The organism is Nocardia jiangxiensis NBRC 101359 (genome assembly GCF_000308615.1).
Lineage (GTDB): Bacteria > Actinomycetota > Actinomycetes > Mycobacteriales > Mycobacteriaceae > Nocardia > Nocardia jiangxiensis.
This window is the reverse complement of the sequence record NZ_BAGB01000013.1, coordinates 313,905-340,847: the sequence shown is the minus strand read 5'-3', so window position 1 is coordinate 340,847 and position 26,943 is coordinate 313,905. Positions and strand designations below refer to the sequence as shown.

At 67.9% G+C, this 26,943-nt stretch carries 23 protein-coding genes; 9 read left to right on the top strand and 14 right to left on the bottom strand.

All coding sequences use genetic code 11. From position 1 onward, the window contains the following. Window positions 1-14 precede the first annotated feature (14 nt). Entirely contained in the window at window positions 15-1,589 is a 1,575-nt protein-coding gene (gene guaA / locus ON40_RS06015; RefSeq protein WP_040819237.1) for a glutamine-hydrolyzing GMP synthase, read from the bottom strand. A gap of 258 nt (window positions 1,590-1,847) precedes the next feature. Here guaA and ON40_RS06010 point away from each other — a divergent pair, with 258 nt between their 5' ends. Then, window positions 1,848-2,645: an alpha/beta fold hydrolase gene (locus ON40_RS06010; RefSeq protein ID WP_040819579.1), complete on the top strand. Its 798-nt coding sequence runs from the start codon at window positions 1,848-1,850 to the stop codon at window positions 2,643-2,645. Here the strand turns inward: ON40_RS06010 and ON40_RS06005 are convergent. Together ON40_RS06005 and guaB are read right to left on the bottom strand one after the other, a co-directional pair. Next, window positions 2,642-3,775 (bottom strand): GuaB3 family IMP dehydrogenase-related protein, encoded by a 1,134-nt coding sequence (locus ON40_RS06005; RefSeq protein WP_040819235.1) that lies wholly within the window; start codon window positions 3,773-3,775, stop codon window positions 2,642-2,644. The two genes, ON40_RS06010 and ON40_RS06005, sit on opposite strands and share 4 nt — an antisense overlap. 267 nt (window positions 3,776-4,042) lie before the next feature. Next, window positions 4,043-5,584 carry an IMP dehydrogenase gene (guaB, locus tag ON40_RS06000; protein WP_235747217.1) on the bottom strand — a complete coding sequence of 514 codons (1,542 nt, stop codon included), beginning with the start codon at window positions 5,582-5,584 and terminating at the stop codon, window positions 4,043-4,045. A gap of 393 nt (window positions 5,585-5,977) precedes the next feature. Between guaB and ON40_RS05995 the strand changes: the two genes are divergently transcribed. Further along, entirely contained in the window at window positions 5,978-6,391 is a 414-nt protein-coding gene (locus tag ON40_RS05995) for a DUF5319 domain-containing protein (protein WP_019932909.1), read from the top strand. A gap of 121 nt (window positions 6,392-6,512) precedes the next feature. Here the strand turns inward: ON40_RS05995 and ON40_RS05990 are convergent, their stop codons facing one another. From ON40_RS05990 to ON40_RS05980, 3 genes are all read right to left on the bottom strand, one after another. Next, a complete protein-coding gene (locus tag ON40_RS05990; protein ID WP_051192734.1) occupies window positions 6,513-7,721 on the bottom strand; it encodes an anti-sigma-D factor RsdA in 1,209 nt (402 codons plus the stop codon). Further along, the gene (locus ON40_RS05985) at window positions 7,714-8,292 is read right to left on the bottom strand and encodes a sigma-70 family RNA polymerase sigma factor (RefSeq protein ID WP_040819228.1); all 579 of its coding nucleotides are present in this window, start codon (window positions 8,290-8,292) and stop codon (window positions 7,714-7,716) included. The genes ON40_RS05990 and ON40_RS05985 overlap by 8 nt, the downstream gene beginning before the upstream one ends. Before the next feature lie 121 nt (window positions 8,293-8,413). Beyond that, window positions 8,414-9,322, bottom strand: coding sequence for a hypothetical protein (locus ON40_RS05980; protein ID WP_040819226.1), 909 nt, complete (start codon window positions 9,320-9,322; stop codon window positions 8,414-8,416). A gap of 662 nt (window positions 9,323-9,984) precedes the next feature. Here ON40_RS05980 and ON40_RS05975 point away from each other — a divergent pair. The 3 genes from ON40_RS05975 (at window position 9,985) to ON40_RS05965 (ending at window position 11,701) form a co-directional block, all read left to right on the top strand. Further along, a complete protein-coding gene (locus tag ON40_RS05975) occupies window positions 9,985-10,278 on the top strand; it encodes a WhiB family transcriptional regulator (protein WP_040819224.1) in 294 nt (97 codons plus the stop codon). A gap of 546 nt (window positions 10,279-10,824) precedes the next feature. Continuing rightward, window positions 10,825-11,400, top strand: coding sequence for a sigma-70 family RNA polymerase sigma factor (locus ON40_RS05970; protein WP_040819222.1), 576 nt, complete (start codon window positions 10,825-10,827; stop codon window positions 11,398-11,400). Between the two features lies 1 nt (window position 11,401). Further along, window positions 11,402-11,701, top strand: a complete 300-nt coding sequence (locus ON40_RS05965) for a hypothetical protein (RefSeq protein WP_051192733.1) — start codon at window positions 11,402-11,404, stop codon at window positions 11,699-11,701. Between the two features lie 873 nt (window positions 11,702-12,574). On the opposite strand, the gene groL is transcribed toward ON40_RS05965, so the two are convergent. Together groL and groES are read right to left on the bottom strand one after the other, a co-directional pair. Next, window positions 12,575-14,182 carry a chaperonin GroEL gene (groL, locus tag ON40_RS05960; RefSeq protein WP_040819219.1) on the bottom strand — a complete coding sequence of 536 codons (1,608 nt, stop codon included), beginning with the start codon at window positions 14,180-14,182 and terminating at the stop codon, window positions 12,575-12,577. Between the two features lie 158 nt (window positions 14,183-14,340). After that, entirely contained in the window at window positions 14,341-14,640 is a 300-nt protein-coding gene (gene groES / locus ON40_RS05955) for a co-chaperone GroES (RefSeq protein WP_040819216.1), read from the bottom strand. Between the two features lie 713 nt (window positions 14,641-15,353). Between groES and ON40_RS05950 the strand changes: the two genes are divergently transcribed. The 4 genes from ON40_RS05950 to ON40_RS05935 all read left to right on the top strand — a co-directional run bounded on the left by ON40_RS05950 (window position 15,354) and on the right by ON40_RS05935 (window position 21,232). Next, window positions 15,354-16,865, top strand: a complete 1,512-nt coding sequence (locus ON40_RS05950) for an Hsp70 family protein (protein WP_040819213.1) — start codon at window positions 15,354-15,356, stop codon at window positions 16,863-16,865. Window positions 16,866-17,083: 218 nt separating this feature from the next. Beyond that, a complete protein-coding gene (locus tag ON40_RS05945) occupies window positions 17,084-18,277 on the top strand; it encodes an EfeM/EfeO family lipoprotein (RefSeq protein WP_218008742.1) in 1,194 nt (397 codons plus the stop codon). 44 nt (window positions 18,278-18,321) lie between these two features. Then, the gene (locus ON40_RS05940; RefSeq protein WP_051192751.1) at window positions 18,322-19,494 is read left to right on the top strand and encodes a Dyp-type peroxidase; all 1,173 of its coding nucleotides are present in this window, start codon (window positions 18,322-18,324) and stop codon (window positions 19,492-19,494) included. A gap of 118 nt (window positions 19,495-19,612) precedes the next feature. Further along, complete coding sequence (locus ON40_RS05935; RefSeq protein WP_051192732.1) at window positions 19,613-21,232, top strand: phospholipase C; 1,620 nt, start codon at window positions 19,613-19,615, stop codon at window positions 21,230-21,232. Window positions 21,233-21,384: 152 nt separating this feature from the next. On the opposite strand, the gene tsaD is transcribed toward ON40_RS05935, so the two are convergent. The 6 genes from tsaD to alr all read right to left on the bottom strand — a co-directional run bounded on the left by tsaD (window position 21,385) and on the right by alr (window position 26,853). Next, window positions 21,385-22,419: a tRNA (adenosine(37)-N6)-threonylcarbamoyltransferase complex transferase subunit TsaD gene (gene tsaD / locus ON40_RS05930; protein ID WP_040819209.1), complete on the bottom strand. Its 1,035-nt coding sequence runs from the start codon at window positions 22,417-22,419 to the stop codon at window positions 21,385-21,387. A gap of 91 nt (window positions 22,420-22,510) precedes the next feature. Next, a complete protein-coding gene (gene rimI / locus ON40_RS05925) occupies window positions 22,511-23,023 on the bottom strand; it encodes a ribosomal protein S18-alanine N-acetyltransferase (protein ID WP_040819208.1) in 513 nt (170 codons plus the stop codon). Window positions 23,024-23,168: 145 nt separating this feature from the next. After that, window positions 23,169-23,918, bottom strand: coding sequence for a tRNA (adenosine(37)-N6)-threonylcarbamoyltransferase complex dimerization subunit type 1 TsaB (gene tsaB, locus ON40_RS05920; protein ID WP_040819207.1), 750 nt, complete (start codon window positions 23,916-23,918; stop codon window positions 23,169-23,171). Window positions 23,919-24,162: 244 nt separating this feature from the next. Continuing rightward, a complete protein-coding gene (gene tsaE, locus ON40_RS05915; protein WP_040819206.1) occupies window positions 24,163-24,609 on the bottom strand; it encodes a tRNA (adenosine(37)-N6)-threonylcarbamoyltransferase complex ATPase subunit type 1 TsaE in 447 nt (148 codons plus the stop codon). Then, window positions 24,602-25,648, bottom strand: a complete 1,047-nt coding sequence (locus ON40_RS05910) for an alpha/beta fold hydrolase (RefSeq protein WP_245567682.1) — start codon at window positions 25,646-25,648, stop codon at window positions 24,602-24,604. Before ON40_RS05910 ends, tsaE begins: the two co-directional genes overlap by 8 nt. 47 nt (window positions 25,649-25,695) lie before the next feature. After that, window positions 25,696-26,853, bottom strand: a complete 1,158-nt coding sequence (alr, locus tag ON40_RS05905; protein WP_051192731.1) for an alanine racemase — start codon at window positions 26,851-26,853, stop codon at window positions 25,696-25,698. Window positions 26,854-26,943 lie beyond the last annotated feature (90 nt).

Here is a 26,943-nt window from a genome sequence, read left to right as displayed (position 1 = left end):
GGCTGAGCCTGGTCTCACTCCCACTCGATGGTCCCCGGTGGCTTGCTGGTCACGTCGAGCACCACGCGGTTGATCTCGGCGACCTCGTTGGTGATGCGGGTGGAGATGCGCTCGAGGACGTCGAACGGCAGCCGCGTCCAGTCCGCGGTCATCGCGTCCTCGCTGGATACCGGGCGCAGCACGATCGGATGACCGTAGGTGCGGCCGTCCCCCTGGACGCCCACACTGCGCACATCGGCCAGCAGCACCACCGGGCACTGCCAGATCTGCCGGTCCAGCCCGGCCGCGGTCAACTCCTCGCGGGCGATGGCGTCGGCGTGCCGCAGCGTCTCGAGCCTGTCCCCGGTGACCTCGCCGACGATGCGGATGGCCAGTCCGGGCCCCGGGAACGGCTGGCGCGCAACGATTTCCTCGGGCAGGCCCAATTCGCGCCCGACCGCGCGCACCTCGTCCTTGAACAGCAACCGCAGCGGTTCGACGAGGGAGAACTCCAGATCGTCCGGCAGACCGCCGACATTGTGGTGGCTCTTGATATTCGCCGTCCCCGAGCCGCCGCCGGATTCCACCACATCCGGATACAGCGTGCCCTGCACCAGGAATTCCACCTTCGGAGCCGAACCCTCCACGGCCCCGGCATCTTTCACGACCTGCGCGACGGCGTCCTCGAACGAGCGGATGAACTCACGCCCGATGATCTTGCGCTTCTCCTCCGGATCGGTGACGCCCTTCAGCTCACCGAGGAATTTGTCCACCGCGTCGACGGTCACCAGTTTGGCGCCGGTCGCGGCGACGAAATCACGTTGCACCTGCTCGCGTTCGCCCGCGCGCAGCAGACCGTGATCGACGAACACACAGGTCAGCCTGTCGCCGATGGCCCGCTGCACCAGCGCCGCGGCCACCGCGGAGTCCACGCCGCCGGACAGACCGCAGATCGCGTGTCCGTCGCCGACCTGATCCTGTACCTGCGTGATCAGCACCTCGGCGATATTGGCCGGGGTCCACGACGCCGGAATACCGGCGATCTCGTGCAGGAACCGGCTCAGCACCTGCTGACCGTGCGGGGAGTGCAGGACCTCGGGGTGGTACTGCACACCGGCCAGCCGCCGCTCGGTGTCCTCGAAGGCCGCCACCGGCGCGCCCGCACTGGTGCCGGTGACCTCGAATCCCGCCGGAGCGTCGGTGACCGCGTCACCGTGGCTCATCCACACCGGCTGCACGGTGGGCAGGCCGCCGTGCAGCACACCGCCGTCGACGCTGAGTTCGGTGCGTCCGTACTCGCGGGTGCCGGTGTGCGCGACCGTACCGCCCAGGGCCTGGGCCATCGCCTGGAATCCGTAGCAGATGCCGAAGACCGGGACGTTCAGATCGAACAGGCGCGGATCCAGCTGCGGCGCACCGTCGGCGTACACACTCGACGGCCCGCCGGACAGGATCACCGCGAGCGGCGCCCGCTCGGCGATCTCCTCGACGGTCGTGGAGTGCGGGATCACCTCGGAGTACACGCTGGATTCACGAACCCGCCGCGCGATCAACTGCGCGTACTGCGCCCCGAAATCGACAACGAGCACCGGTCGCTGGGTTTCTGCCACCGAAACAGTCTACGAAGCCCACGACGTCGCTCGTCATCGGCCCGGAGCCGACCATCGTGCAACGCCTCTGGACGGACGAGCCATACGACAACGGTCCATACCGGCTCGTCACAACGGCGTGATCGAATCACCGTGCGGCGCAACATCGCTCCGGCGAACCGGGAGCAGCCGCGGATTCGGCGGCACATCGTGGAGTACCGGTGGGACAAGCTGGACAACCGCCCATGCGGGACGGGTGTTCCAGCTATCCTCGTGCTCGTGCCATTCGCCCGTGCGATCGACGCCGAAATCCACTACGAGGACAGCGGCGGACACGGCCCGGTTGTGCTACTCGGGCACGAATTCTTCATGGACAGAACGATGTTCGCCTCGCAGGTCGCTGCGCTGTCCCCGGAATTCCGCATCGTCACCTGGGATGCCCGCGGGCATGGGGACACCCGGGATCAGGGGCTGCCGTTCAGTTACTGGACCTCCGCGCGCGATGCGCTCACCGTGCTGGACCAGTTGCGGGTCGAGCGCGCGATCGTGGGCGGCACCTCCCAGGGCGGGTTCAGCGCCATCCGCACGGCGCTGCTGGCCCCCGACCGGGTCGCGGCGCTGATCCTCATCGCCACCGAGGCGCACGCCCCGACCACACACGAGCTGGACAATTCCCGTCGCTTCCTGGAGCGCTGGCACGAACCGCGCCTGCGCCGTCAGATGGCCGAGCATCTGGCGCAGTGGCTGATCGGCGAGGACGCCTGGTACCGCGCGGTGTGGGTCAAGCGCTGGCTCGCGCGCGACCCGCACGCCACCGAGGTGGCCGCGGGCTGCATCCTGGGCCGTGATTCGATCCTGGACCGACTGCCCGAGATCACCTGCCCGGTCCTGGTCATCCACCCCACCCAGGCCGGTATCGCCCGCACCAATGCGGTGGAAATGGCGCGGCGCCTGACGAATTCACGGTTCGTCGAGATCGAGGCAGCCCGTCAGGCGGTCAACATGACCCACCCGGCCCAGGTCAACTCGGTCATCCGCAAATTCCTCCGCGAAACAGTGCTGACCCAGTCCCACTAAGCGCGCACGCTCAGGCCGACCTTCTGGAATTCCTTCAGTTCGCGGTAGCCGGCCTTGGCCATCGAACGGCGAAGGCCGCCAACGAGATTCACCGAACCCCACGGATCGCTGGACGGGCCGTAGAGCAGCTGCTGCAGGGTCGGGCGGTCGTCCTCGTCGGCGAACTTCAGCAGGGCCCCACGCGGGACGGACGGATGCGCGGCCGCGGCGGGCCAGTACCAGCCGCGCGCGGGCGACTCCTGCGCCAGGGCCAGCGGGACGCCGAGCATGGCCGCATCGGCGCCGCAGGCGATGGCCTTGGCCAACTGCCCGGAGGACACGATGTCACCGTCCGCGATGACGTGCACATACCGGCCGCCGGTCTCGTCGAGGTAGTCTCGGCGGGCCGCGGCGGCATCGGCGATCGCGGTCGCCATCGGCACCCCGATGCCCAGCACCTCACCGGTGGTGGTCGCGCCCGCGGTGGAGCCGTACCCGACGATGACGCCGGCCGCGCCGGTGCGCATCAGATGCAGTGCGGTGCGGTGGTCGCTCACCCCGCCCGCCACCACCGGAACGTCCAGTTCGGCGATGAAGGTCTTGAGGTTCAGCGGCTCTCCGTCGCCGACGTGTTCGGCGGAGATGATGGTGCCGTGCACGACCAGCAGGTCGATCCCGGCCTGCACCAGGCTCGGGGTCAGCGCGCGAGCGTTCTGCGGACTCACCCGCACCGCCATGGTCACACCGGCGGCCCGCACCTGCGCGACCGCCGAGGCCAGCAGATCCGGCTGCATCGGCGCGGCGTGCAGCGACTGCAGCAGGGCGATCGCGGCCTCGGTGCCCTCCTTCTCGGCCACCTCCAGCAGGCGGTCGATACAGGAAGCGACATCCGCGTGCCGGGCCCACAGCCCCTCACCGTTGATGACGCCGAGCCCGCCGAGGCGGCCGAGCTCGATCGCGAACTCCGGCGACACCAGTGCGTCGGTCGGATGCGCCACCAGCGGGATGTCGAACCGGTAGGCGTCCAGCTGCCAGGCCAGCGACACCTGCTTGGACGAGCGGGTGCGCCGGGAGGGAACGATGTCGACATCGTCCAGTTCGTATGTCCGCCGGGCGGTCCGGCCCATGCCGATCTCGACCATGTCGCGCATGTAAGTACTCCTTAATTCCTGCGCAGTGTGTGCTGCGCCGCCTCGGGCATCGCGGGTTTGCGGAGCCGGGAGGCTCGCCGGTCTGCGGAGCCGCCGGGTGCTCCGTGACCGCACATGTCACGGTCCGGACGGCCGGGCGCGCCGCACACGCAACTGCCCCCGTCGCCCGCGACGAACCATCAGGCCCGCTGTCGCGAGAATCCGGACGCACAGCAAGAGCCTAACCACCCTCACCCGCGCCCAGTCACCCCCCGGTTACCGGGGGTGTCAGCCGCGCCCGGTGTAGTTGGGCGCCTCGACCGTCATCGTGATGTCGTGCGGGTGGCTCTCCTTGAGCCCGGCCGCGGTGATCTGCACGAACTGCTTGTCCTGCAGATCGGTGATCGACTGCGATCCGGTGTAGCCCATGGCTGCCCGCAGACCGCCGACCAACTGGTGGATCACCTGGTTGACCGGGCCGCGGAACGGCACCCGGCCCTCGATGCCCTCGGGCACCAGTTTGTCCTCGGCGAGCACGTCGTCCTGGAAGTAGCGATCCTTCGAGTAGGACTTGGCCTGCCCACGCCCCTGCATCGCACCCAGCGAACCCATGCCGCGGTAGCTCTTGAACTGCTTGCCGCCCACCAGGATCAGCTCACCGGGCGACTCGGCGGTACCGGCCAGCAAGGAGCCGAGCATCACGGTGGACGCACCGGCCGCGATGGCCTTGGCGATGTCACCGGAGAACTGGATGCCGCCGTCGGCGATCACCGGCACTCCGGCCGGCTTGCAGACCGCCACGGCCTCGAGGATCGCAGTGATCTGCGGCGCGCCGACACCGGCGACCACGCGGGTGGTGCAGATCGAGCCGGGGCCCACGCCCACCTTCACCGCGTCCACGCCTGCCGCGATCAGCGCCGAGGCGCCCTCGCGCGTCGCGACGTTGCCGCCGACGATCTGGATGCGATCGCCGACCTCGGTCTTGACCTTGGTGACCATCTCCAGCACCTGCACCTGATGGCCGTGTGCGGTATCCACCACGAGCACATCGACCCCGGCGTCGGCCAGCGTCATCGCGCGGGACCAGGAGTCCTCGCCGACGCCCACGGCCGCGCCGACCAGCAGGCGCCCGTCGCGGTCCTTGGTCGCATTCGGGTACTGGTCGGTCTTGACGAAGTCCTTGACGGTGATGAGCCCGCGCAACCGGCCCTCGCCGTCCACGATCGGCAGCTTCTCCACCTTGTGGCGACGCAGCAGGCCCAGCGCGGCCTCGGCGGTGACGCCCTCCTGCGCGGTGATCAGCGGCGCCTTGGTCATCACATCGGCGACCCGGCGGTTCTGATCGACCTCGAAACGCATGTCGCGGTTGGTGATGATGCCCACCAGCTCACCGGTCTCGTCCACCACCGGCAGACCGGAGATGCGGAAGCGCGCGCACATCGCGTCGACCTCGGCGAGAGTGTCGCTGGGGCGGCAGGTGACCGGATCGGTGACCATGCCCGCCTCGGAGCGCTTCACCGTCTCCACCTGTGATGCCTGATCGGCGGCCGCGAGATTGCGGTGCAGCACGCCCATACCGCCCGCACGCGCCATCGCGATCGCCATGCGAGCCTCGGTGACGGTGTCCATCGCCGAACTCACCAGCGGCGTGCGCAGGGTGATCTCCCGGCTCAACCGACTCGACGTCTGCACCGAGCTGGGGATCAGATCCGAAGCGGCGGGCAACAGCAGCACATCGTCGAATGTGAGGCCGAGCATGGCGATCTTGTTCGGATCGTCGCCACCCGTACGAGGGCGGACGGCGTGTTCGCCCATCACGGGACTACTCATCGGATCGACCCCTCCTGGACCTCGAACGCCGTGAGCCCGGAACACGCCCGAGCTCGCGAATTTATTCTGACGGATACGGCACCGAAGACTCTTCCCGGCACCTGGGGTCCATGCTATCGGCCGCGAATGTGTGCGAGTGCGGCGGCTCCGCCGACACCGGACCAGCGCCCGGACCCGATGCCTCCCGAGTTGCGCGTTCGGGGGTATGCGGGGTTTGCTGGACGCGCCCAGGCTCCGGGCCGGACTGATCTGTCCCGCACAGTCATCCGTTGCCGGTTGTTTTCGGACCGCAGGCCCCGGTGCACCGCCCCAACCCCTCGAATCGGTGCGACAAGCGCGTCAAAATATGCGCAGCGCTGGCGCGGAGGGGGTGGTTCTGCGTACCGTGGGAATGTGCGTGACCATCTACCACCTGGCCTGCCGCCGGACCCGTTCGCCGGAGATCCCTCCGACCCGTCGGCCGCGCTGGATGCCATCGAGCCTGGGGAGCCGCTGGATCCTCACGAGCGGCTAGCGGTCGAAGAGGATCTCGCCGACCTCGCTGTCTACGAGGCGCTACTGGCGCACCGCGGTATCCGCGGGCTCGTGGTCAGCTGCGAGGACTGTCGGCAAGATCACTACCACGATTGGGATATGTTGCGCGCCAACCTACTCCAGCTCCTGGTCGACGGTACGGTGCGCCCGCACGAGCCCGCCTACGATCCGACCCCGGAGGCCTACGTGACGTGGGACTACTGCCGCGGGTACGCCGACGCCTCGATGAACGAAGCGTTGCACGGCGACGGATTCGACGGGTTCGACGCCTGACCGACTTTTCGCCCGGCCGACGCATGTGACGTCGGCCGGGCGAAAAGAAAAACCGGACGCCCTGGGGGCCGTCCGGTCGTTGCGAGAACGCCTCGTTGTTCGATTGTGCCTGCGCTGCGGGCTATTTGATTCCCCCACCAGGCAGGAGACCGCCCCCTGACGGCAGACCGCCCCCCGACGGTATGTGCACCGTCGAGGGTACGACCGGGCCCGGATTCACCGACGGCAGCGAATGCTGGGTGGGCACCGGATTCTCCGTCGGGATCGGATGCGTCGTGGGCCCCGTCCCCATCGTCGGGACGACCACGATGCTGGTCGGCAGGCCCGTGGGCTGAACGGTCGAACCGGGCTCGTGTCCGCCGGGCCGGGTGGTCGGCGGAACCACCGTGGTCGGCGGATTCGAATGTGAGGTCGGCGGGGTCCCCGGCAGGGTGGTCGGCAGCGTCGCACCGCCGCCGGGCACCGTGCTGACCGGCGAATGCGGAGAAGTGGGCTGCCCCGGCGTGCCCTGCAGAATCCGCGGGTCCCGCGTGGTCGAGGGAGTCCCGCTGCCCGGATGTCCGCTGTTGGGCCACGACGGGAGCGTCGTGGGCAACGCGGACGAGTTCGGCAGCGTGGGCACCGGAACGCCGCTGGGAATCAGCGAGGCGGCGATCTCCGGAGCTTTCGCCTGCAGCTGCGTCCAGACCTGGTTCCACCGGTCGTTGAGAGTCTGCTTGCGACCCGAATCGCTGATCTGCCCGGCACTGGCCTGCGCGCTCGCCAGGAGCGGCTTGGCCTGATCGGGATGCCCCGCGGCGATCAGATCCTGCGCCTTGGCCATATCGCCCTGAGCGTTCTGCGCGATGGTGGTCTGGGCCTGCTGACTGAACACGACCTCCTTGACCTTCCACAGCGGATCGCCGGGCTCGGCATTGTAGGAGAACGCCGTCATACCACCGGCGATCAGCGCTATCGCGGCCGCGGCGCCCATGAGCGGGCGGACGAGCCGGAGGTGACCGCGTTTGGTGGCGTTGACCCTTGTCTGCCGAGCACCGATTTCCTGGTTGACAGCCGCGACAATGTCGTCCAGATCCGGTCCGGCCGGCAACGGCTCGTCGACGATGTCGGACCGCCAGCTCGCCAGCAGCGTCGCGAGTTGATACTCCTCGTCGCTGTCCGTCGAAACGGTCCCATCGCCGGCGATCGCATCGATCAGCGCATCGTCGCGACGAACCGCGACGATATCCACCGGTCCGGTGTCACCGGAATCCTCGGCGTAGGGACCGCTGTTCTGCGATCCAAGCCGCGCCTTCCAGTCGCCCCGACCGCGCTCGCCATCCCTAGCCATACATTTCACCTGCCCTCGCCACTTGTGACTTGAGTTTCGCGAGGGCCCGGTGCTGAGCCACCCGCACCGCACCCGCCGTACTGCCCACGGCGGTTGCGGTTTCTTCCGCTGACAAACCCATCACCAGGCGCAGGATCAGGATCTCTCGGTGTTTCTCCGGAAGCGTGGCCAGCAGGGTGTTCATCTGCCGTCCGGCCTCGGACTCGAGAGCTCGCTGCTCAGGCCCCTGGTCGGTGGATATGACATCTGGTACTTCGGCCATCGCGTCCGACTTGTTACGGGCGGCGTTGCGATGGGCGTCGGCGACCTTGTGCGAAGCGATTCCGTAAACGAAAGCCATGAAGGGCCGGCCCTGGTCCTGATAACGCGGCAGGGCGGTCATCACGGCCAGGCACACCTCCTGCGCAACGTCGTCCGCGGAGAGCTGCCCACGCTCCGCGGAACCGATTCGCGCCCGGCAGTAGCGCACTACCAACGGGCGAACGATCTCCAATACCTGGGCCAGAGCCGAACGATCACCCTGCGCTGCGGCAGCGACGGCGGTGTCCAACTCCTCGCCCGTGTGCGTCATCGTCAGAGATATTCCTGGCGTTACAAGTGGCACGGTCCATGTTTGACCAGTGCTTCCGCCGGTCGGCGGAACGAAACCAACAATAGCCGTTCCAAACCTCGGACTCGGCAACACGGTGAATCTATCGGTCGCCGAGAACCCCGGTGTCCGAACGCAATCGACCGCCGCGTACTGCCAGTTCACGCGCACACTCTGCGGCTTCGGCAGCCGCGCGTGTTGCGGCGGAACCGGTTTCGACTCCGCCGCGCAGCATCGCGCTCGCCCATCGCAGCGGCAGCAAACCGTGTTCGCGGCACTGCTCGGCGACGGCCGCCGCGAGTTCGGCGGAGCGACCGAGAGCACCCTCGGCGGCCGTCGCGGCGGCCAGGAGTAGACGGGACTTGACGGCGTGTCTCGCCGAGGGGCAGCGCTCCGCGATCGCCACGGCCGCCGCGGCGTGATCGCGGGCGGAACGCTCGATCAGATTCGCGCCGGGGGCCGCGAGCGCGGTCTCGGCGCAGACCCAGTGCCAGCGCAGCCGGGTGCGCCACCCCTCGCACGCCTCTAACGGAAGGCGGCAACGTTCCAGCAGCCGAGCGGCGAGCGCCGGTCGGGCGGTTCCGAGCGCATCGGCGGCAAGTCCGGTCAGCGCATCGCACACCGCTTCGATGCGGGTGACGAAGATCACTTCGGTGTCAACCACGCGAACCTCGGGCGCGGACAACGTTCCCGAATCGCAGGCGCCGGCCAGCGCCCGCCCGTCCGATATCGCCGCCTCGGCGTGCCAGCCCAGCTGCCGCAGCAGTGACGCCTCGGTGCTGTCGGCCAGCGAACGCAGTGCCGAATCGCCGGTCAGCCGGTGTGTGCGGCGGAGTTCGGCACGAGCGGCGGCGTACCGGCCCTGCCCGCCCAGCGCGACCGCGCGCAGCCACGACTCGACGCCGTCGGCGGCGGCGGGCAATTCCGCTGTCGCCGCATACGGGTCGGGACCGAAGGCGGCCGCGGCGAATATCGCGTGCCGCGGCCGGGATTCAGAACGGAACTCGTGCATCGCCGTACCCTATCGACGCACCCGTTCCGATGCGTTCGCGGAACTCCTGGCAACCATCCGGCATGCAGAAAGCCTCGCAGGTGTTTCGATCTCGTAAAACTACTCCGCGCAATCGCCTAGCACGCGCGTCAAAAGTTCGCATGCTTTTCGAGTAATTAACCTGCCCGCCCCGGAATGTCCATCCGCATACCCCTCGGGCCGGATAACCGCCTGCTCAAACCATGATCTGGGTCACATATCCCGAAGCGCACGGGAGTCGCGGGAACCACGCATTTCCATCAGGAAACTACCGTTTACCTGCGGTTTTGTGAGCGCTCACATGATTGCGCGCCAACCGGCTGCAACCACCAAACAGATCAGTATCTCGACCGGGAGCTGAAAAGTAAACAGCGCAGAGGTTAAATCTGCGATTCCCTCGATTTGAAATCCCCAATGTGGAAACTATTGACTCGATTTGTTTGTCCGTCCTAACGTACGACATCGCCGTCGTCGGCGCCTCACGAAAATGTGAGTGCCGCGAACTGCGATCGCCGGACCCCCGGCGATACGGTCCGAGCCCGATCTCGGCGAGGTCTCATCCGGCCACGCCCCGGGGCCGGACAGACCGTTGCTACCGCACCGCTCGACAACGCCGACGAGCTCGCACCATCAAGGAGTTCACCATGCCCATGCCCACTCACCTCCCCGGGCCGAACGCCGACGTCTGGGATTGGCAGATGCGCGGTTCCTGCCGCGGAGTGGACTCGTCGGTATTCTTCCATCCCGACGGCGAACGCGGCCGGGCCCGCACCCAGCGTGAGCTGCGTGCCAAGGAGATCTGCCGGAACTGCCCGGTGCTCATGCAGTGCCGTAGCCACGCCCTGAAGGTCAGCGAGCCGTACGGCATCTGGGGCGGACTGTCCGAGACCGAGCGCGAGATGCACGCGCGCCGCAACCGCCGCCGCGTCGCCGTCTGAGCAGGCCGGACGGCTCGTCACAGAGGTCCGGAGAAAATTTCTCCCCATCCGCGGGCGCGGGTGCGCCGAATGCCTAGCAAATGCGCGGCCACTCGAGCACACGGCCAGTGAACAGCACGAACGAGCACCCTGGAATATTCGGCTACCCCCGTAGGACCTGCGGTGCAGCAGTCGGCATCGTTGCCATCCGATATACGGCACACGTCGCCTGATTCAACGAAAACGGCTTGCGCAACCATGCAGCAGCCCGTATCCGTCACAACGAGTTCGACGTTGATCCACTGTGCATAAAAGACGGCGTTTCGCAGATACCTTCGGCGTGTCTGCGGCGTGTCTCCTGAAAAATTCTCCGCGTGTCGATCGATGTCCGAAAACCGCTGAGCCGCAGTCGGTTTTGCCGATACCCCAGCGAAGAGGAGGTCATAGCGGCAGGCTACGGTAGTGGCCGATGACACAGAATGGAGCGTTGTGACAACGCGGCCGTCAGCCGCAGAGGACGACTCGTTCCACCAAGCGTTTCGGGACGGGCGGGCGAACTCCCCCAGCGTGAACTCTGCAGTGACGGCGCGCGCAGCCGAAGGACTCGAACTGGCAGCACTGCTCGAACGGTGCGGACTGTCCGATCAGCGAGCCTTCGCCGAACTGTACGACCGAACCTGTGCACGCGTATTCGGCCTGGTGCTGCGCGTTCTACACGATCCGGGCTATGCGGAGGAGACCACGCAGGAGGTCTATCTGCAGATCTGGCGTACCGCAGCCAATTTCGATGCGACCAAGGGTTCCGCGGTCACCTGGCTGATGACGCTGGCCCATCGACGGGCGGTCGACCGGGTGCGCGCGGAACAGGCCCACGCCCTACGCGAGGTCGCCTACGGCGCAAGCACTCTCGGCAACGAGTTCGACGAGGTCACCGAGGAGGTCGGGCGGCGCCTGGAGCAGCAGGCCGTGCGCGCGGGCCTGGAAACGCTGACCGCCACACAGCGAGAGGCGATTTCGCTCGCCTACTTCGGCGGACATACGTATGCGGAGGTGGCCGCGCAGCTCGGCGTAGGGTTACCGACCGTCAAGTCCCGTATTCGGGACGGTTTGACCAGACTGAAGAAGAATTTGGGAGTGACGTGAGATGAACGAAAGCCAGATCGATCTCGCGCACATGGTCGCGCTCGGGTCGATCGGCGACGAGGACCAGCGCGCAGTGCGGGAGATAGCCGACGGCGACGACCCGGTGCTGCGTGCGGACTTCAACACGGAAGTGCAGCTGAACCGACAAGCTCTCACCCTGTTCGCCTCGGCGTCGGCAACCCCACCGCCCGCCTCGCTGCGTGATCGCGTTTTGGACATGATCGCCGCGGAAGAGTCCGAAAGTTCCACACCGGCCCATACACCGCGTAATCCGGTGCATCCAGGCAGCCCGACCGCCTAGCCGATTCCATCCCGCTGCGCGACAACCGAATCCGCAGCCGAGAATCTCGATATTCCCGATAAGCCGACGGGCCGTTCACATTCATGAATGAATGTGAACGGCCCGCAATTCTGTTTACCCCCACTCGAATGCCGAACGGTCCGGCCCGCCGAAATTCGAGATATCCCATCAAGATATCCCACCGGAAACGCGAGAGACGCACTCCCCCAACCGCGCACAGATCCCCTGGAACGCCCCTTCGCGGCCGACCGCAGACGAACACTCTCGAAACACATGGCTGAAACCCGGATCTCGGTCATTCAGCGCCGAGCCCGCAGACCGCACACACAGAAGTGAAACGGGGCCGTCAACCGCAACCACGCGAGATACGTGCTGCCCCAACCCCGCACGAAGCGAGCCCTCGAACGAGGACTTCGCGCCGACTCGACGACGAACGACACTCGAGACACGCAGGCAACGATCCTCAGCGACACGCCCTACAGATCGCCGACGCACCGCAGCAAAACCAGGGCCACCCCCGGCTGCGCGAGATGCGCACTCCCCCAACCTCACACGGAAAGAAACTTGAACCGACCGTTCACGCCGAATCACCGATCAGCACCCGAGCCGGCAAGGGCGAGCACGAGTCCGGAAACACGGCAGCGAGCACCACAAGCCACAACAAGGGCCGAAACGGGACGAAAGCCATCACCCCCAACACGCGAGATGCGCTCTCACCCACCCCGCACGGAGCGAGCCTTCGAGCGAGGAGTTCGCGGCCGGGTCGCCGTTCACCGCTCGAAGCGCATGGGCGAAGCCCGAGTCTCGAGCGGTGAACGGCGGCCCTTCAGGGCCGCGAACACGCCGTAGCGAAGCGGAGGCCGAAGATACAGCTCAGTGGGCGTGACCGTGGTGGTCGTCGGCCTCTTCTTCGGCGGGCTTGTCGACGATGGCGCTCTCGGTGGTGAGCACCATGCGGGCGACGGAGACGGCGTTGAGGACCGCGGAGCGGGTCACCTTCACCGGGTCCACGACACCGTCGGTGACCAGGTCGCCGTAGACGAGGGTGGCGGCGTTGAAGCCCTCCTTGCCGTCGACGACCTTGCTGACCACGACCGCACCGTCGACACCCGCGTTGGCGGCGATCCAGTACAGCGGGGCCTCGAGCGCCTTGCGGACGACCTCGACGCCGACGGCCGCGTCACCGGTCAGCGATTCACGCAGTTCGGCGAGCTTGGTGCTCGCCTGCACCAGCGCGGTGCCGCCGCCGGGGACGATGCCCTCCTCGACCGCGGCCTTGGCCGCGCTGACCGCGTCCTCGACCCGGTACTTGCGCTCTTTGAGCGCGGTCTCGGTGGCCGCACCGACCTTGATCACCGCGACGCCGCCGGCCAGTTTGGCCAGCCGCTCCTCGAGCTTCTCGCGGTCCCAGTCGGAGTCGGTGGCCTCGATCTCGCTGCGCAGCTGGGCGATTCGCCCGTCGATGGCCTCCTGGGTGCCGGCGCCGTCGACGATGGTGGTCTCGTCCTTGGTCACGACCGCGCGACGCGCCGAGCCGAGCACGTCCAGGCCCGCTTCACGCAGGTTGATGCCCAGATCGGGGTTGACGACGGTGGCGCCGGTGACGATGGCCAGGTCGTCCAGGAACGCCTTGCGGCGGTCACCGAAGAACGGCGCCTTGACCGCAACGACCTTGAGCGTCTTGCGGATCGCGTTGACGACCAGGGTGGACAGCGCCTCGCCCTCGACGTCCTCGGCGATGATCAGCACGGGCTTGCCGGATTCGGCGATCTTCTCCAGCAGCGGAAGCAGATCCGGCAGCGAGCTGATCTTCTCCCGGTGCAGCAGCACGACGGCGTCCTCGAGCACCGCTTCCTGCTTGTCCAGGTCGGTGACGAAGTAGGCCGACAGGTAGCCCTTGTCGAACTGCACGCCCTCGGTGATCTCGAGGTCGGTGCTCACCAGGGAGGACTCCTCCACGGTGACCACGCCGTCCTTGCCGACGGTGGTCAGCGCCTTGCCGACCATCTCGCCGATCTCCTCGTCGCGCGAGGACACGGTGGCGACCTGCGCGATGGCCTTCTCGCCGGAGACCGGCTTGGCGGCCGCGAGCAGCGCCTCGGACACCACGTCGCCGGCCTTGCTCATACCCGAGCCCAGGGCGATCGGGTTGGCGCCCGCGGCGATGTTCTTCAGGCCGCCCTTGATCAGCGCCTGCGCCAGCACGGTGGCGGTGGTGGTGCCGTCACCGGCGACGTCGTTGGTCTTGGTGGCCACGCTCTTGACCAGCTGCGCGCCGAGGTTCTCGAAGGGGTCCTCGAGGTCGATGTCGCGGGCGATGGTGACGCCGTCGTTGGTGACGGCCGGGCCGCCGAACGCCTTGGCCAGGACCACGTGCCGACCGCGGGGGCCGAGCGTGACCTTGACGGCGTCGGCGAGCTTGTCGACCCCGCGCTCCATTGCCCGACGAGCCTTCTCGTCGAACTCGATCTGCTTTGCCATGTTTCGGAATTCCTTCAGTGTCTGATCGTCGGCGCTGGGCGGCCCCGCGTACGCGGACTGTCGCCGGGCCCTGTGCGAGCGCCGAGGAAGGGGCCGTAACGAATGCTGCCCCGGTGCCTCATCTCGGGGCGCCGGGGCAGCGTTCGTCTACGGCTGGGTCACTTGTTGACGACAGCCAGGACGTCGCGCGCCGACAGGATCAGGTACTCCTCGCCGTTGTACTTGATCTCGGTGCCGCCGTACTTGCTGTAGATGACGGTGTCGCCTTCCTTGACATCCACCGGGATGCGGTCACCGGTGTCGGTGATCCGCCCGGGGCCCACGGCGATGACGGTGCCCTCCTGGGGCTTCTCCTTCGCCGTGTCGGGGATGACCAGGCCGGAGGCGGTCGTCGTCTCGGCCTCGCCGGCCTGGACGAGGATCTTGTCCTCGAGCGGCTTGATGTTCACGCTCGCCACGTTGAGCCCTCCACTTTCAGGGGATTTCTACTCGTCCGGGGCTGTTCCCCGGACTCACGGTTTCGGTCGTGTGCCGACCCTGCCCATAGCCCCGTCGTCGCGGGTGCCGGGACCCCAGTGCAGTGGTCGTGCTGGCAGCTGAGCAACTTCCACCAGTGCCACCTAGCACTCTATACAGCAGAGTGCCAGCGCTCAAGGTTGGGTAGTGCTGATTCTCCGACACCTCTTCGCAACCCGCCGTGTCGCGACACGTTGCGCGACACGCCGACGATTTTTCGACGGAAACCCCCGCTGACCCTGGACCTCACGGGTAACTCGCGTCACATCGCCCACACGGTGGCAATCGATCTGAGAAATCTGTAACGTTCGGATAACGGAATGTGACACTATGGACGACGGCTCCGTGATGTTGCCGTGCCAGCAGACGCCGTACCGCTAGAAGGCTCCGTGCCATCGGGAGGTACATGTCGGATGGTTGCACACCGTCACGCGATCCGCCGAGCGTTGCACATACTGCTTCACCCCGCGCGAGCCCTTGGCGCACACCATGGAACGAGTATCAGACCGCAAGTGATCGTCGCCGGACCCCACGCCCCGACGGACCACGGGCCCGGCCCGATCAGCTCGGGCCATCCGCCATCCACGCGGATGCCCGTGCTGTCCGCATCCGATGGTCGGCGACGCGATGACCATCCGCTCGAAGGGAGGTGAACATGCGAACATCCCTCGGTATCTCCGCCGGGAACGAAGTGGTGTGCTCGGCGCTGGTCGCCACCGCACCCAACGGCGCTCAGGACTTCGACTACCGAATCGTCTCCGCAGACGCCGCGCATTCGGATCTCGGCGATCTGGTGGCCTCCTCGATCGAGTTGATGACCACTCAGATGCCCCGCGAATTCGTGTACCCGCGCGGTGCGCACGCCGCCGGACCGGCGCCCACGCCCGGCGAGCGGTTTCCCACCCCCGGCGCCATCGCGGTCGCGTACCGCGATCGGGAACAGGCCGTGGCGATCCGCTCCGCCATCGGCCGCCAGCGCCGCGACGTACAACTGATCCTGGAAAGCACTGCCGCACTTACCTATCTGCGCCATACCGGCCTGTTGGACAGATACGAGACGGTCGGCCTGATCGATCTCGGCTCCTCCGGCATGACCGTCTCGGTGGCCGACGTCGCCGACGACGCGGTGCTGCACAGCGAGCGCACGAGCGCCGTCAGTGGTGACGCCATGGACGAGCTGATCTACCACCATCTGCTCGACTGCCATTTCGCCCGTCGCGGCACCCGGCCCAACCGCGCCATGCTCGTCAACCGCGCCCGAGCCGCCAAGGAGCATCTGTCCATCGCCCCGGCGGTGACCATCGATCATGTCGCCGGTCAGCCGCTCAAGCTCACCCGCGCCGATTTCGAGGAGCTGATCGCCGATCTGCTCCACGAGGCCGCGGTGTTCGCCGCCGCGGTGTTCGCCCGCGCGCCGAAATATCCGCGGGCGGTCACCGTGATAGGCGGTTGCGCCAATATGGCCGCCGTGGTCAACGGCCTCGCCGATCTGCTCGACGTCGTGGTCCTGACCGTGCCCGAGCCGGAGGCCGCGACCGCGAAAGGCGCTGCGCTGGTTGCCGATTCGGCGCAGCCCTCGGCCTTCCCGGTGATCAGCCTGGGCTCGGACGCCAAACCAGGCACCTTCACCAAACTCGTCGGCACCCTGGCCGGTGCGGTCGTGGTGCTCGGCCTGGTCGTCGGCTACGGGGTCAAGGAACTGGTCCCGACCGCGGATCACGACGTCACGCCCGCCGGTACCAGTCGCACCGCGGATATCCCCACCACCACGACGGCACCGCCGCCCGCCCTTCCCGAGAGCTCCTCGAGCACCACCACCGAGCAGTTCGCGCCGGGTCGGCACACCGCGGCCACCACCACCCCGGCTCCGTCCACCACGGACACCAGCCAGCAACCCACCACCACCACACCGAGCGCGACGCCGGCGACCACCGGCGTGCCGCTACGCCCGGACCCGGGCCTGCCGCCCATCCCGCTGCCGGATCTGCCGCACCTGCTCGGCCCGTTGCTCGGCACCACCACCCCCCAGCCCACCGTGCCGAACAGTGTCCCGGCCCCGACCACCACACCCGCGCCGCCACTGACGACGACGCCGAGTCACGGTCCGCAGCTGCCGCGAGCCAACACCGGTTCGGCCGCGCGAGCCACACTCCACCCCGCCGACTGACGACAGCACGCCGTGCCGGATTTCGTCCCGGCTCCGCCGAAAACACCTGTGCCGGATCGCGATCCACATCTGCCGGATGCCGGTGCCAGCGCAGCCGTGTGAGCCGAATCCACCTCGCCCCCAGCCGATCGGCCCACTGCGACATCGGAATGAATACTCGCTGTACAGATCGTGCGGCTCTGCTTCGGGGCCTGCGGCTGCCGTAAGCTGTCGCGGTCATGCGCATGCGACCAGTACGCCGTATCGTCGTGGCCGTCGCCGCGATGAGCACCGCGGCGGCGGCGAGTGCCTGCGGGCACCCCACTCCCGCGAAGCCAGCCCAGCAGATCATCGACGTCTCCGAGGATGCCTGCGGCCAGGGCTGGACCGATCCGCACACCGGTCAGCAGACGCTCTATTTCCGCAATACCGGATCCAACCCGACCACCGTCGACCTCATCGACGTGCGCTCCGGTGCGATCTCCGCCGAAGTGCCCAATATCGGGCCGAACACCACCCGCAGCACCCGCGTCGACGTCGGCGGTGGCACGTTCGCCTTCCGGTGCGCCATGGAGGGTTCGAGCAACGCGATGATCACCGGGCCCACCGTCACGATCGCCGGACCGCCCGCGGCCTCGGCAGCGGCGCCGGTCACCCCCGAGGATCTGTACGGACCGGACAAGCAGTACGTGGATTACGTTGCGGCCGGGCTGAACCGGCTGGCCACCGACACCGACACCCTGCGCGCCACGGTCGATCGCGGTGATCTCGCCGCAGCACGCACGGCCTGGCTGACCGCTCATCTGGACTACGAACGTCTCGGCGCGGCGTACCACGCGTTCGGCGATTACGACGGCAAACTCGACGGCCGGACCGACAGCCTGCCCGGGGGCACGGCCGATCCGCAGTTCACCGGATTTCATCGGGTGGAATACGGTCTGTGGCACGGCGAATCGGCCGCGACGCTGGCCGGATCCGCCGATCAGCTGACCCGGGACGTGCACGGACTGGTCGCGGACTTCCCGAACATCCAGGTGCCGCTGCTGGATCTGGGTCTGCGCACGCACGAAATCCTGGAGAACACACTGCAATTCGAGATGACCGGCGATGCCGACTACGGCAGCGGCACCTCCCTGGCCACCGCCGCGGCGAACGTCACCGGGACCCGGGAACTGCTCACCGTGCTGGATCCGGTGCTGCGCACCCGCTATCAGCAGCTCCCGCAGGTCACGACCTGGTTGAACCGTTTCGAGGCCATGTTGCAGGCGCACCACGCCGATGCCGCCCCCGGCGATCCCACCGGCGGCACGTGGACCGCGGTGTCCGCACTGAGCCCGTCGGATCGGCAGCGGTTGAACGGCACGCTGAGCCAGCTGCTGGAGTACCTCGCCCCGATCGCGACCATCTGCAAACCGCGAAAGACGTTCCAGTGACCGCGAATCCGTCGCCCAGTCGGCGTTCCTTCCTGCGCGGTGCGATGGCCGCGGGCGTCGGCGGCGCGGTGACCGCGGCCTCGACGGTCGCCCCCGCCGCACTGCATACGGTGACCGCCGCGCAGGCCGCACCGCCGTTCCACGGGATCCACCAGGCCGGGGTCGCCGATCCGCCGCCGGCCGGTGCGCAGGGCATCACGGCGTCGTTCGATGTGATCGCCGAGAATCCGGCCGAGCTGACCGAGCTGTTCCGCACCCTCACCGAACGCGCCCGCATCCTCAGCGCCGGTGGCCCCCCGTCCGCGGTCGGCATCACCGCACCGCCCGCCGACAACGGCGTCCTGGGTCCGGAGGCGCCGCCGGGCGGGCCGGTGATCACGGTGGGCGTCGGCGCGAGTCTGTTCGACGACCGATACGGCCTGTCCGGCAAGCGGCCCGCACGGCTGACGGCGATGCCGATGTTCCCCAACGACAATCTTCGACCCGCCTGGTGCCACGGCGATCTGAGCCTGCAGCTGACCGCGGCCGACGCCGACGTCTGTGTGCACGCACTGCGCGACATCACCCGCGCGACGCGCGGTGCGATGCAGCCGCGCTGGCGGATGAACGGTTTCGTCAGCCCGCCCCGGCCGAGTGGGACGCCGCGAAATCTGTTCGGCTTCAAGGACGGTATCGCCAATCCTGGCAGTACCGACTTCGACCATCTGGTGTGGACCGGGGCCGGCGAGCCCGCCTGGGCCGCCGGGGGCACCTATCAGGTGGTCCGGTTGATCCGGATGCTCGTGGAGTTCTGGGACCGGGTCGCGATCACCGAGCAGGAGAACATGTTCGGCCGGGTGCGCGATACCGGCGCGCCGCTGAACGGCAATCACGAGAGCGACCTACCCGACTACGGCGACGATCCCACCGGACTGGTCATCCCGCTGAACGCGCATATCCGCCTGGCCAATCCGCGCACACCCGACACCGCGGGCAGTCAGATCCTGCGGCGCAGTTTCAACTACGACCGCGGCAACGACGACGCCGGAAATCTCGACCAGGGCCTGATCTTCCTGTGCTACCAGCGTGATCCGCACGCGCAGTTCGAGGCCGTCCAGCAGCGACTGCTGGACGAACCGCTGGTCGACTACATCTCACCGTTCGGCGGCGGATACTTCTTCATCCTGCCGGGCGTGCACGACGACGCGGATTTCTACGCACGCGCCCTGCTGACGTGAGGCGGATCTTCCATCCGACAAGCGGACGTCGCCCGGTGTTCACCCCTGGGAAATCTCCACTCGTGACTATCGTTTGACTTCGCATGAGCGGCGAGGCGGGATCGACCCAGGAGGACACGTGAGTACAGGCTCCCAGACGCGGCGCGCACCGGCGCAGGGTGGCAGCGGAAAGTACAAGCGACGCACGACGATCGCCGCCGCCATCGCGACGGTGGGGCTGCTCGCGGCCGCCTGCTCGTCCTCGACGAGCCCCGCGGCCACCGATCAGTCGGCGACGACCACGACGCCGATCAAGCACATCGTGGTCCTCTACGACGAGAACATCTCGTTCGACCACTACTTCGGCACGTACCCGAATGCCGCCAACACCGACGGCGTGCCGTTCACCGCCGCGCCCGGCACCCCGGCGGTGAACGGGCTGACCCCGGATCTGCTGACACACAACCCGAATCTGTTCCAGCCGCAGCGCCTGGGCCCGGATCAGGCCATGACCTGCGATCAGGACCATTCGTACAAGGCCGAGCAGGAGGCCTTCAACAACGGCAAGATGGATCAGTTCGTCCAGAAGACGCAGAAGGACGAATGCCCGGCCGCCTACGGTCCGAACGGGATCGTCATGGACTACTACGACGGCAACACCGTCACCGCCATGTGGAACTACGCCCAGAACTACGCGCTGAGCGACAACTCCTTCGGCACCACCTTCGGCCCGTCCACGCCGGGCGCGCTCGAGGTGACCGCCGCGCAGACCTACGGCGCGCAGGCCATCGACGCGAAAACCGGTAAGCCGGTGCAGGATCCGAATCTGGTCGCCGCGCCCGACGCGCAGGGCATCGGCTCCGACATCGACGACGCCGACCCCGCCTACGACGACTGCTCGAACAAGAGCCACACCACCACCGACAATCTGATGGCGATGAACGCCAAGAACATCGGTGACGCGCTGAACGACAAGAACATCAGCTGGGGCTGGTTCCAGGGCGGATTCACCCCGACCGGTAAGAACGCCGACGGCAAGGCGGTGTGCGGTTCGAAGCATGCCAACCTCGGCGGTCAGCAGGTGCTGGACTACAGCCCACATCACGAGCCGTTCCAGTACTTCAAGTCGACCTCGAATCCGAGTCACACCGTGCCCGCTTCGCTGGACGAGGTCGGCCACGCCGGTCCGGCCAATCACCAGTACGGGCTGGAGTGGTTCGATCAGGCCGCCAAGGCGGGCAAGCTGCCCGCGGTGAGCTACGTCAAGGCGTCCGAATATCAGGACGGCCACGCCGGCTACTCCGACCCGGTCGACGAGCAGCACTTCCTGGTGGACCGGATCAACGCCATCCAGCAGTCGCCGGACTGGAAGTCCACCGCGATCTTCATCGCCTACGACGACTCGGACGGCTGGTACGACCACGTCGCCGGACCGGTGATCAACGGTTCCACCAGCGCCTCGGACGTCTACGGCCCGTGCGCGAGCAAGCCCGCCCTCGGTGGTCACCAGGGCCGCTGCGGCACCGGCCCGCGCCTGCCGCTGCTGGCGATCTCGCCCTACGCGAAGACCAACCACGTCGACCACACCCTCACCGACGAGACCTCGATCGTGAAGTTCATCGAGTCCAACTGGTCCCTGCCCACCCTGGGCAACGGCTCCTCCGAAGCCACCGCGGGCGACCTGTCCGGCATGTTCGACTTCGCCTCCCCCAAGGCCACCCAGCTGATCCTCAACGCGGACGGCACCGAAAAGCACTGAGCTGGAAGGTAGTTCGGGCACGACAACCCGTCAGTGCCCGAACTACACCCCCGCGGGACGAGCCGACCTGTCGCTGACCCGCGACAGGTCGGCTCGAGCCGTTTTACTCGCGGTGATTCGGTCCGATCGGAACGTCGCGCGAGCGAGCCGGACTAGGGCAGTTGGGTGGTCGAAACCGCGAGGCCCGGGTCGGTGGCAACGGTGAGGGTGGAAGGTTTCGCGCCGCCCGCGATGACGTGGGCGCCCAGCGTCGCGATCATGACGCCGTTGTCGGTGCACAGGCGCGGCTTGGGCACGCGGAGGGTGATACCGGCTGCGGCGCAACGCTCCTGGGCCATCGAGCGGATGCGGGAGTTCGCCGTCGCGCCGCCGCCGAGGACGAGGGTGTCCACGCCGACGTCCTGTGCCGCGCGAATCGCCTTGAGCGTCAGCACATCCGCGACGGACTCCTGGAACGAGGCCGCGATGTCCGGAATCGGCAGCTCACGACCGTCGCGCTGAGCGGCCTCGACATATCGGGCCACGGCGGTCTTCACGCCGGAGAAAGAGAAGTCGTAGCGCGCGTCGCGGGGGCCGGTCATCCCGCGCGGGAAGGCGATGGACTGCGGATCACCGTGTGCCGCGGCCGCATCCAGTGCCGGGCCGCCCGGGAAACCCAGATCCAGCAGCCGGGCCACCTTGTCGAAGGCCTCGCCCGCGGCGTCGTCGACGGTGCTGCCGAGTTCGGTGATCTGCTCGGCCAGATCGGTGACGTGCAGCAGATGGGTGTGCCCGCCCGACACCAACAGCGCCACGCACGGCGGCATCGGACCGTGTTCGAGGGTGTCCACCGCGACGTGGCCGCCGAGATGGTTCAGCGCGTACAGCGGGATATCCCACGCCGCCGCATAGGCTTTCGCGGCCGCGACGCCGACCAGCAGGGCACCGGCCAGTCCGGGACCGATGGTCACCGCGATCGCATCGGGCCGGGCGACGTCGGCCGCGGCGAGTGCGCGCCGCATGGCGGGCACGATCGCCTCCAGGTGTGCGCGCGAGGCGATCTCGGGAACGACGCCGCCGAAGCGGGCGTGCTGTTCCACACTCGAGGCGACCTCGTCGGCCAGCAGTTCGCAGGCGCCGTCCTCGTGCCAGCGCACGATGCCGACCCCGGTCTCGTCACAGGAGCTCTCCACGCCCATCACGATCATGCCCGCACACCCCTGTCGGTCCGCACATCGGTTGTGCGACAGCCTATTTCACAACCCGCGCGAATCCCCGAGCTCGGCGGTGCGCCGCGATTCATGTGAGCACCCCGTTCGGATCGGCGATACCGTCGGTCGCGGGACGGCGCATGGTGAACGCGTCGGCCCCGCTGGGCTGGTAGTAGTTCTTGCGCAGACCGATGATGTGGAAGCCGTGCTTCTCGTACAGCGCGATCGCCGGAACGTTGTCGGTGCGGACCTCGAGGAACACCGGCCCGCCGCGGTTACCCGCCTCGGCCAGCAGCGCGCGCAGCAGCGTCGTGCCGATCCCGCCACGATGGCTGTCCGGGTCGACGCCGATCGTGTGCACCTCGGCCTCGGGATGATCCAGCGGGCCCAGCAGCGCGATCCCGGCGTAGCCGACGATGTGGCCGAATTCGTCCCGCGCGACCAGATAGCGGTTGTGCGCACCGGCCAGCTCGGATTCGAAGGCCACATCCGGCCAGGGATCGTCCTCGGGGAACAGCACCTTCTCGAGTTCCACACAACGATCGATCGCGGACCGATCCATCGGCTCGATCCGGATCGCCGGTGCGATCCGGTCACTCATGCTGTGTCCTCTGGAGCATGAGCGGGGGCCTGCGTGGTGACGCTCCGCTGCCGCCTCCGGCCCTGACCGCTCATGACTGCACCATCTCGGGCATCAGCGGGGGCCTGCGTGGTGACGCTCCGCTGCCCCCTCCGGCCCTGACCGCTCATGCCCGGACCGCCTGATAACTGCGTTCGACCGCATCCGGGCGGCGCAGATACAACGGGACCAACGGCTGCGGGGTCGCCCGCGCCAGCAGCTCGGCGGCGGCGCAGCTGACCAGTCCGGCCGGGGACGGGGTCTCCACCGGCAGCACCGGAAGATCGAAAAAGTCCACGTGCGAAGCGGATCCGGCGATCACGGTGGAATCGCCGGACTCCAGATCACCCGGCTTGCACACCTGCGGCCCCGCGACGCGCACCACCGCGCGGGACTGCGGACCGCCGTTGCCGTTGCCGACCACGAACGATCCGGCCAGGGCCGCCTTGGACACCGCGCGATAGCGAGCCCAGTACACCTCGCGGCGCCGGGCGTCGGTGACGACCAGCAGTTCGGCATCCACCGCGGAGATATCGCGCCACGCGGCCGCGGCGATCGCGTCCAGACTGCACACCCCGTACACCGGCAGACCCAACGCGTCGCCGAACGCGGCGGCGGTCGCCATCCCGACGCGCAGGCCGGTGAACGGGCCCGGCCCGACACCGACGACGACCGCGTCGAGTTCGGCGCGGGAACGCCCTGCGGTGTCGAAGCATTCGAGGATCTGCGGAGTGAGCACCTCGTTGTGGGCGCGAGCGTCCACGGTCACCCGGGATGCGAGCGTATGGACCTCGTGGTGCTGGGGCGCGGTCTGCTCCAGTGCCACCAGTCCCGCGGTGACGGCAGGCGTCGCGGTGTCGAGGGCGAGTACAAGCATGATTGCCTCAACGATACCGGTAGGTCACCTCCCCGACGGCAACCCGCCTGCCCTCGGTTCCCCCCTCCGCCGCACCGGTATCGCCGTCCCGGACCGCGTCGGATGGCGCCGATTCGTCCATCGCCGCCAACGACCAAGTACCGCAACGACTACCGGAAACGATGCGCCCCTGACGGCGATGTGCACCACCGGTCGATCCGGCTGTCGCACCCGGGAATGGTGTCCGGCATCACACCGCGGCGGTTCAGCCGGCCGCGACCCACTCCCAGGTCGCGGTGCGAACGTCCGAGTCCGGCTCGCGGCGCAGCACGACGCGCAGGTGCCGATCGGTGAGATGTTCCACGACGCCCAGACCCCATTCGACGACCACGACCGCGTGATCCAGATCGGTGTCCAGATCGAGGGAATCGAGTTCGTCCAGATCCCCGCCGAGGCGGTAGGCATCGACGTGGACCATGCCGACCGCGCCGGGATGATCCCCGGCGCGATGCTGCCGGGCGATGATGAACGTCGGCGAACTGACTCGCCCCTGTACGCCGAGCCCGTCGGCGAGCCCGCGGGTCAGCGCGGTCTTCCCGGCGCCCAGCGGACCGTCGAGCACGACCAGATCACCGGGCCCCAGATCGCGGGCCAGTTCGCGACCGAGCGCCTCGGTGTCCTCGACCGTCGGCAGAATCCGCTGTTCAGCCACCTGCGACCTCCTGCTTTCCCCCGGCGCCGAGCAGCCCGCCGCGCAACAGCAGACGATCCAGTGCGGCATTGACCAGATCCGGATACTGCATGTGCACCATATGCGCGGCATCGGTGACGCGAACCAGATCGGCATCGGGCAACCGGCGGGCCAGCGCGACCGAATTCCGGAACGGAATCACCATGTCGTGACCGCCGCCCAGAACCAGTTCCGGCAGTGCCGCCAGGGTGGGCAGCGCCGCGGATTCGTCGTGCACCTGCAGGGCCTCGAGGAATTTCACGACGGTGGCGACCGGCGTCCGATCGATCATCGAGGTGGTGAACCGGGACAGCGTCGGGCTCACGTCGCCGTGGAACGAGCTGACGTGCAGGATCGGATTGATCACCTGCCGCGCGGCGACCCGCCCGGCCTGGATCAGCGCGGGTGCGCTGTGCACGGCGAGCCGGAATCCGTCGAGCGCCGGATTGCGCAGCAGCTGCGGCACACCCGCCGAGGCGACCTCCGCCGCGGCCGTCGACAGCAACGCCACGGCCCGCACCCGCTCCTGGAACAACTCCGCAAACTGCGCGGCGGCAGCGAGAATCGCCATACCGCCCATGGAATGTCCGACCAGCATCAGCGGACCGTCCGGCGCGCACGCCCGGATCACCTCGACCAGATCGCGGCCCAGCTGCGGCACCGTGCAGCCGCCCACACTCGACTCGCCGGAGCGGCCGTGCCCGCGCAGATCGAAGAAGATCATGCGAACTTCCGGGCCCCACAGCTTCTCGAGATCGCGCCGCTGAAAGTGGAAGGACTCCATACTGTTACAGAATCCGTGCACGAAAACCACGGTGGCGGGGGCGTCTTCGGGACCGCATTCCCGAACCGCCAGTGCCACACCGTCTTCGGTGGCAACCGTGCGCGCCCGATCCCGATCGAGCAGGGTGAAATCCTCGTCGCGCAGGTCGTCGCCGCGGGCGGGCCACTGCACAGACGCGCCGACGCGCCGCAACGCATGGGCGGCGGCCAGCGTGCCGAGCACACCCGCGGTCGCCATCCCACCCTGACAGACGAACTTCACAATCCTTTGTGGCCGAGCATATTTCATGAACAAGCCCCTCCGCCCACATACCGTCGCGCCACCCGCCCACGCGGCGAGCACACGATCTCGTAGTGGATGGTACCCAGCAGATCGGCCCATCGCTGCGGATGCGTCTGCCCGGGACCACCACCGAACAGCACCGCGGTATCGCCCTCCTGGACTCCGGTGGCGTCGTCCCCCAGATCGACCACCAGCTGGTCCATGCACACTCTGCCGACACTGGGATAGTCGCGTTCGCCGATACGCACCGAGATCCGCCCGCCCAGTGAGCGGAACACCCCGTCGGCGTATCCGGCCGGAATCAGCGCCACGGTGGTGTCGCGCGGTGCGATCCACTCGTGCCCGTACGACACGCCCTCCCCCTCGGCGACCCGCTTGACCAGTACGACCTGCGCCTGGAACGTCATCGCGGGACGCAGCCCGAATCCGGCATCCTCGATCGGCGACAACCCGTACATCGCGATGCCGGGCCGGACCATGTCGAAGGTGAGATCGGGCCGGGCCAGCGCGGCGGCCGAATTGGCCAGATGGGCGAGTTCGGGTTCGAGACCGAACTCCTTCGCCGCGGCGATGGCGTCCAGGAGCCGATCGCGCTGCATGTCGTTGCCCGGATGCTGCGGGGTGTCGGCGTGTGCGAGATGGGAGAAGATCGCCCGGAACCGGACCGCGCGCTCATCGACCAGTTCCCGCAGCAGCTCCAGGACCTGCGGATATTCGATATCGGAGACACCGTTGCGGTTCAGTCCGGTGTCGACCTTGAGCGAGACCGTGGCGGTCCCCCCGGTCGCGCGCGCGGCCTGTTCGATCGCCCGCAACTGCCACACCGAGGACACGCCGAGTTCGATATCCGCGGCGACCGCGGCCGAGTAATCGGCGTCGGCGATGTTCAGCCAGCTCAGGATCGGCGCGTCGATCCCCGCGGCCCGCAGATCCAGCGCCTCGGCGATGGTGGTGACGCCGAGTTCGGCGGCTCCGGCCGCGAGCGCGGCGCGTCCCACCTGCACCGCACCGTGGTTGTAGCCGTCGCCCTTGACCACGGCCATGACCCCGGCGTCACCGGCGTACTCGCGCAGCACACGCACGTTGTGTGCGATGGCGTCCAGGTCGATGACGGTCTCCACCTGCGCTGCTGGGCTGTTCACGGCTACCGATCCTGCCATTGCCACACCCTGGACCCTCGTCCGGTCGGTCCGGACCGTCGTCCGCGGTCGGTCGCGGTCCAGCATCCACCCCGCAATCTGCGCAGAAGC

Coding starts and splice junctions, on each gene's coding strand:
- ON40_RS06005 (WP_040819235.1), bottom strand. CDS start 3,775: ATGCGCGACATGGTCGAGATCGGCATGGGCCGGACCGCCCGGCGGACA.
- guaB (WP_235747217.1), bottom strand. CDS start 5,584: ATGAGTAGTCCCGTGATGGGCGAACACGCCGTCCGCCCTCGTACGGGT.
- ON40_RS05990 (WP_051192734.1), bottom strand. CDS start 7,721: ATGGCTAGGGATGGCGAGCGCGGTCGGGGCGACTGGAAGGCGCGGCTT.
- ON40_RS05985 (WP_040819228.1), bottom strand. CDS start 8,292: ATGACGCACACGGGCGAGGAGTTGGACACCGCCGTCGCTGCCGCAGCG.
- ON40_RS05980 (WP_040819226.1), bottom strand. CDS start 9,322: ATGCACGAGTTCCGTTCTGAATCCCGGCCGCGGCACGCGATATTCGCC.
- ON40_RS05975 (WP_040819224.1), top strand. CDS start 9,985: ATGCCCATGCCCACTCACCTCCCCGGGCCGAACGCCGACGTCTGGGAT.
- ON40_RS05965 (WP_051192733.1), top strand. CDS start 11,402: ATGAACGAAAGCCAGATCGATCTCGCGCACATGGTCGCGCTCGGGTCG.
- groL (WP_040819219.1), bottom strand. CDS start 14,182: ATGGCAAAGCAGATCGAGTTCGACGAGAAGGCTCGTCGGGCAATGGAG.
- ON40_RS05950 (WP_040819213.1), top strand. CDS start 15,354: ATGCGAACATCCCTCGGTATCTCCGCCGGGAACGAAGTGGTGTGCTCG.
- ON40_RS05945 (WP_218008742.1), top strand. CDS start 17,084: ATGCGCATGCGACCAGTACGCCGTATCGTCGTGGCCGTCGCCGCGATG.
- ON40_RS05940 (WP_051192751.1), top strand. CDS start 18,322: ATGGCCGCGGGCGTCGGCGGCGCGGTGACCGCGGCCTCGACGGTCGCC.
- tsaD (WP_040819209.1), bottom strand. CDS start 22,419: ATGATCGTGATGGGCGTGGAGAGCTCCTGTGACGAGACCGGGGTCGGC.
- rimI (WP_040819208.1), bottom strand. CDS start 23,023: ATGAGTGACCGGATCGCACCGGCGATCCGGATCGAGCCGATGGATCGG.
- tsaB (WP_040819207.1), bottom strand. CDS start 23,918: ATGCTTGTACTCGCCCTCGACACCGCGACGCCTGCCGTCACCGCGGGA.
- ON40_RS05910 (WP_245567682.1), bottom strand. CDS start 25,648: ATGGCGACCGCGGGTGTGCTCGGCACGCTGGCCGCCGCCCATGCGTTG.
- alr (WP_051192731.1), bottom strand. CDS start 26,853: ATGGCAGGATCGGTAGCCGTGAACAGCCCAGCAGCGCAGGTGGAGACC.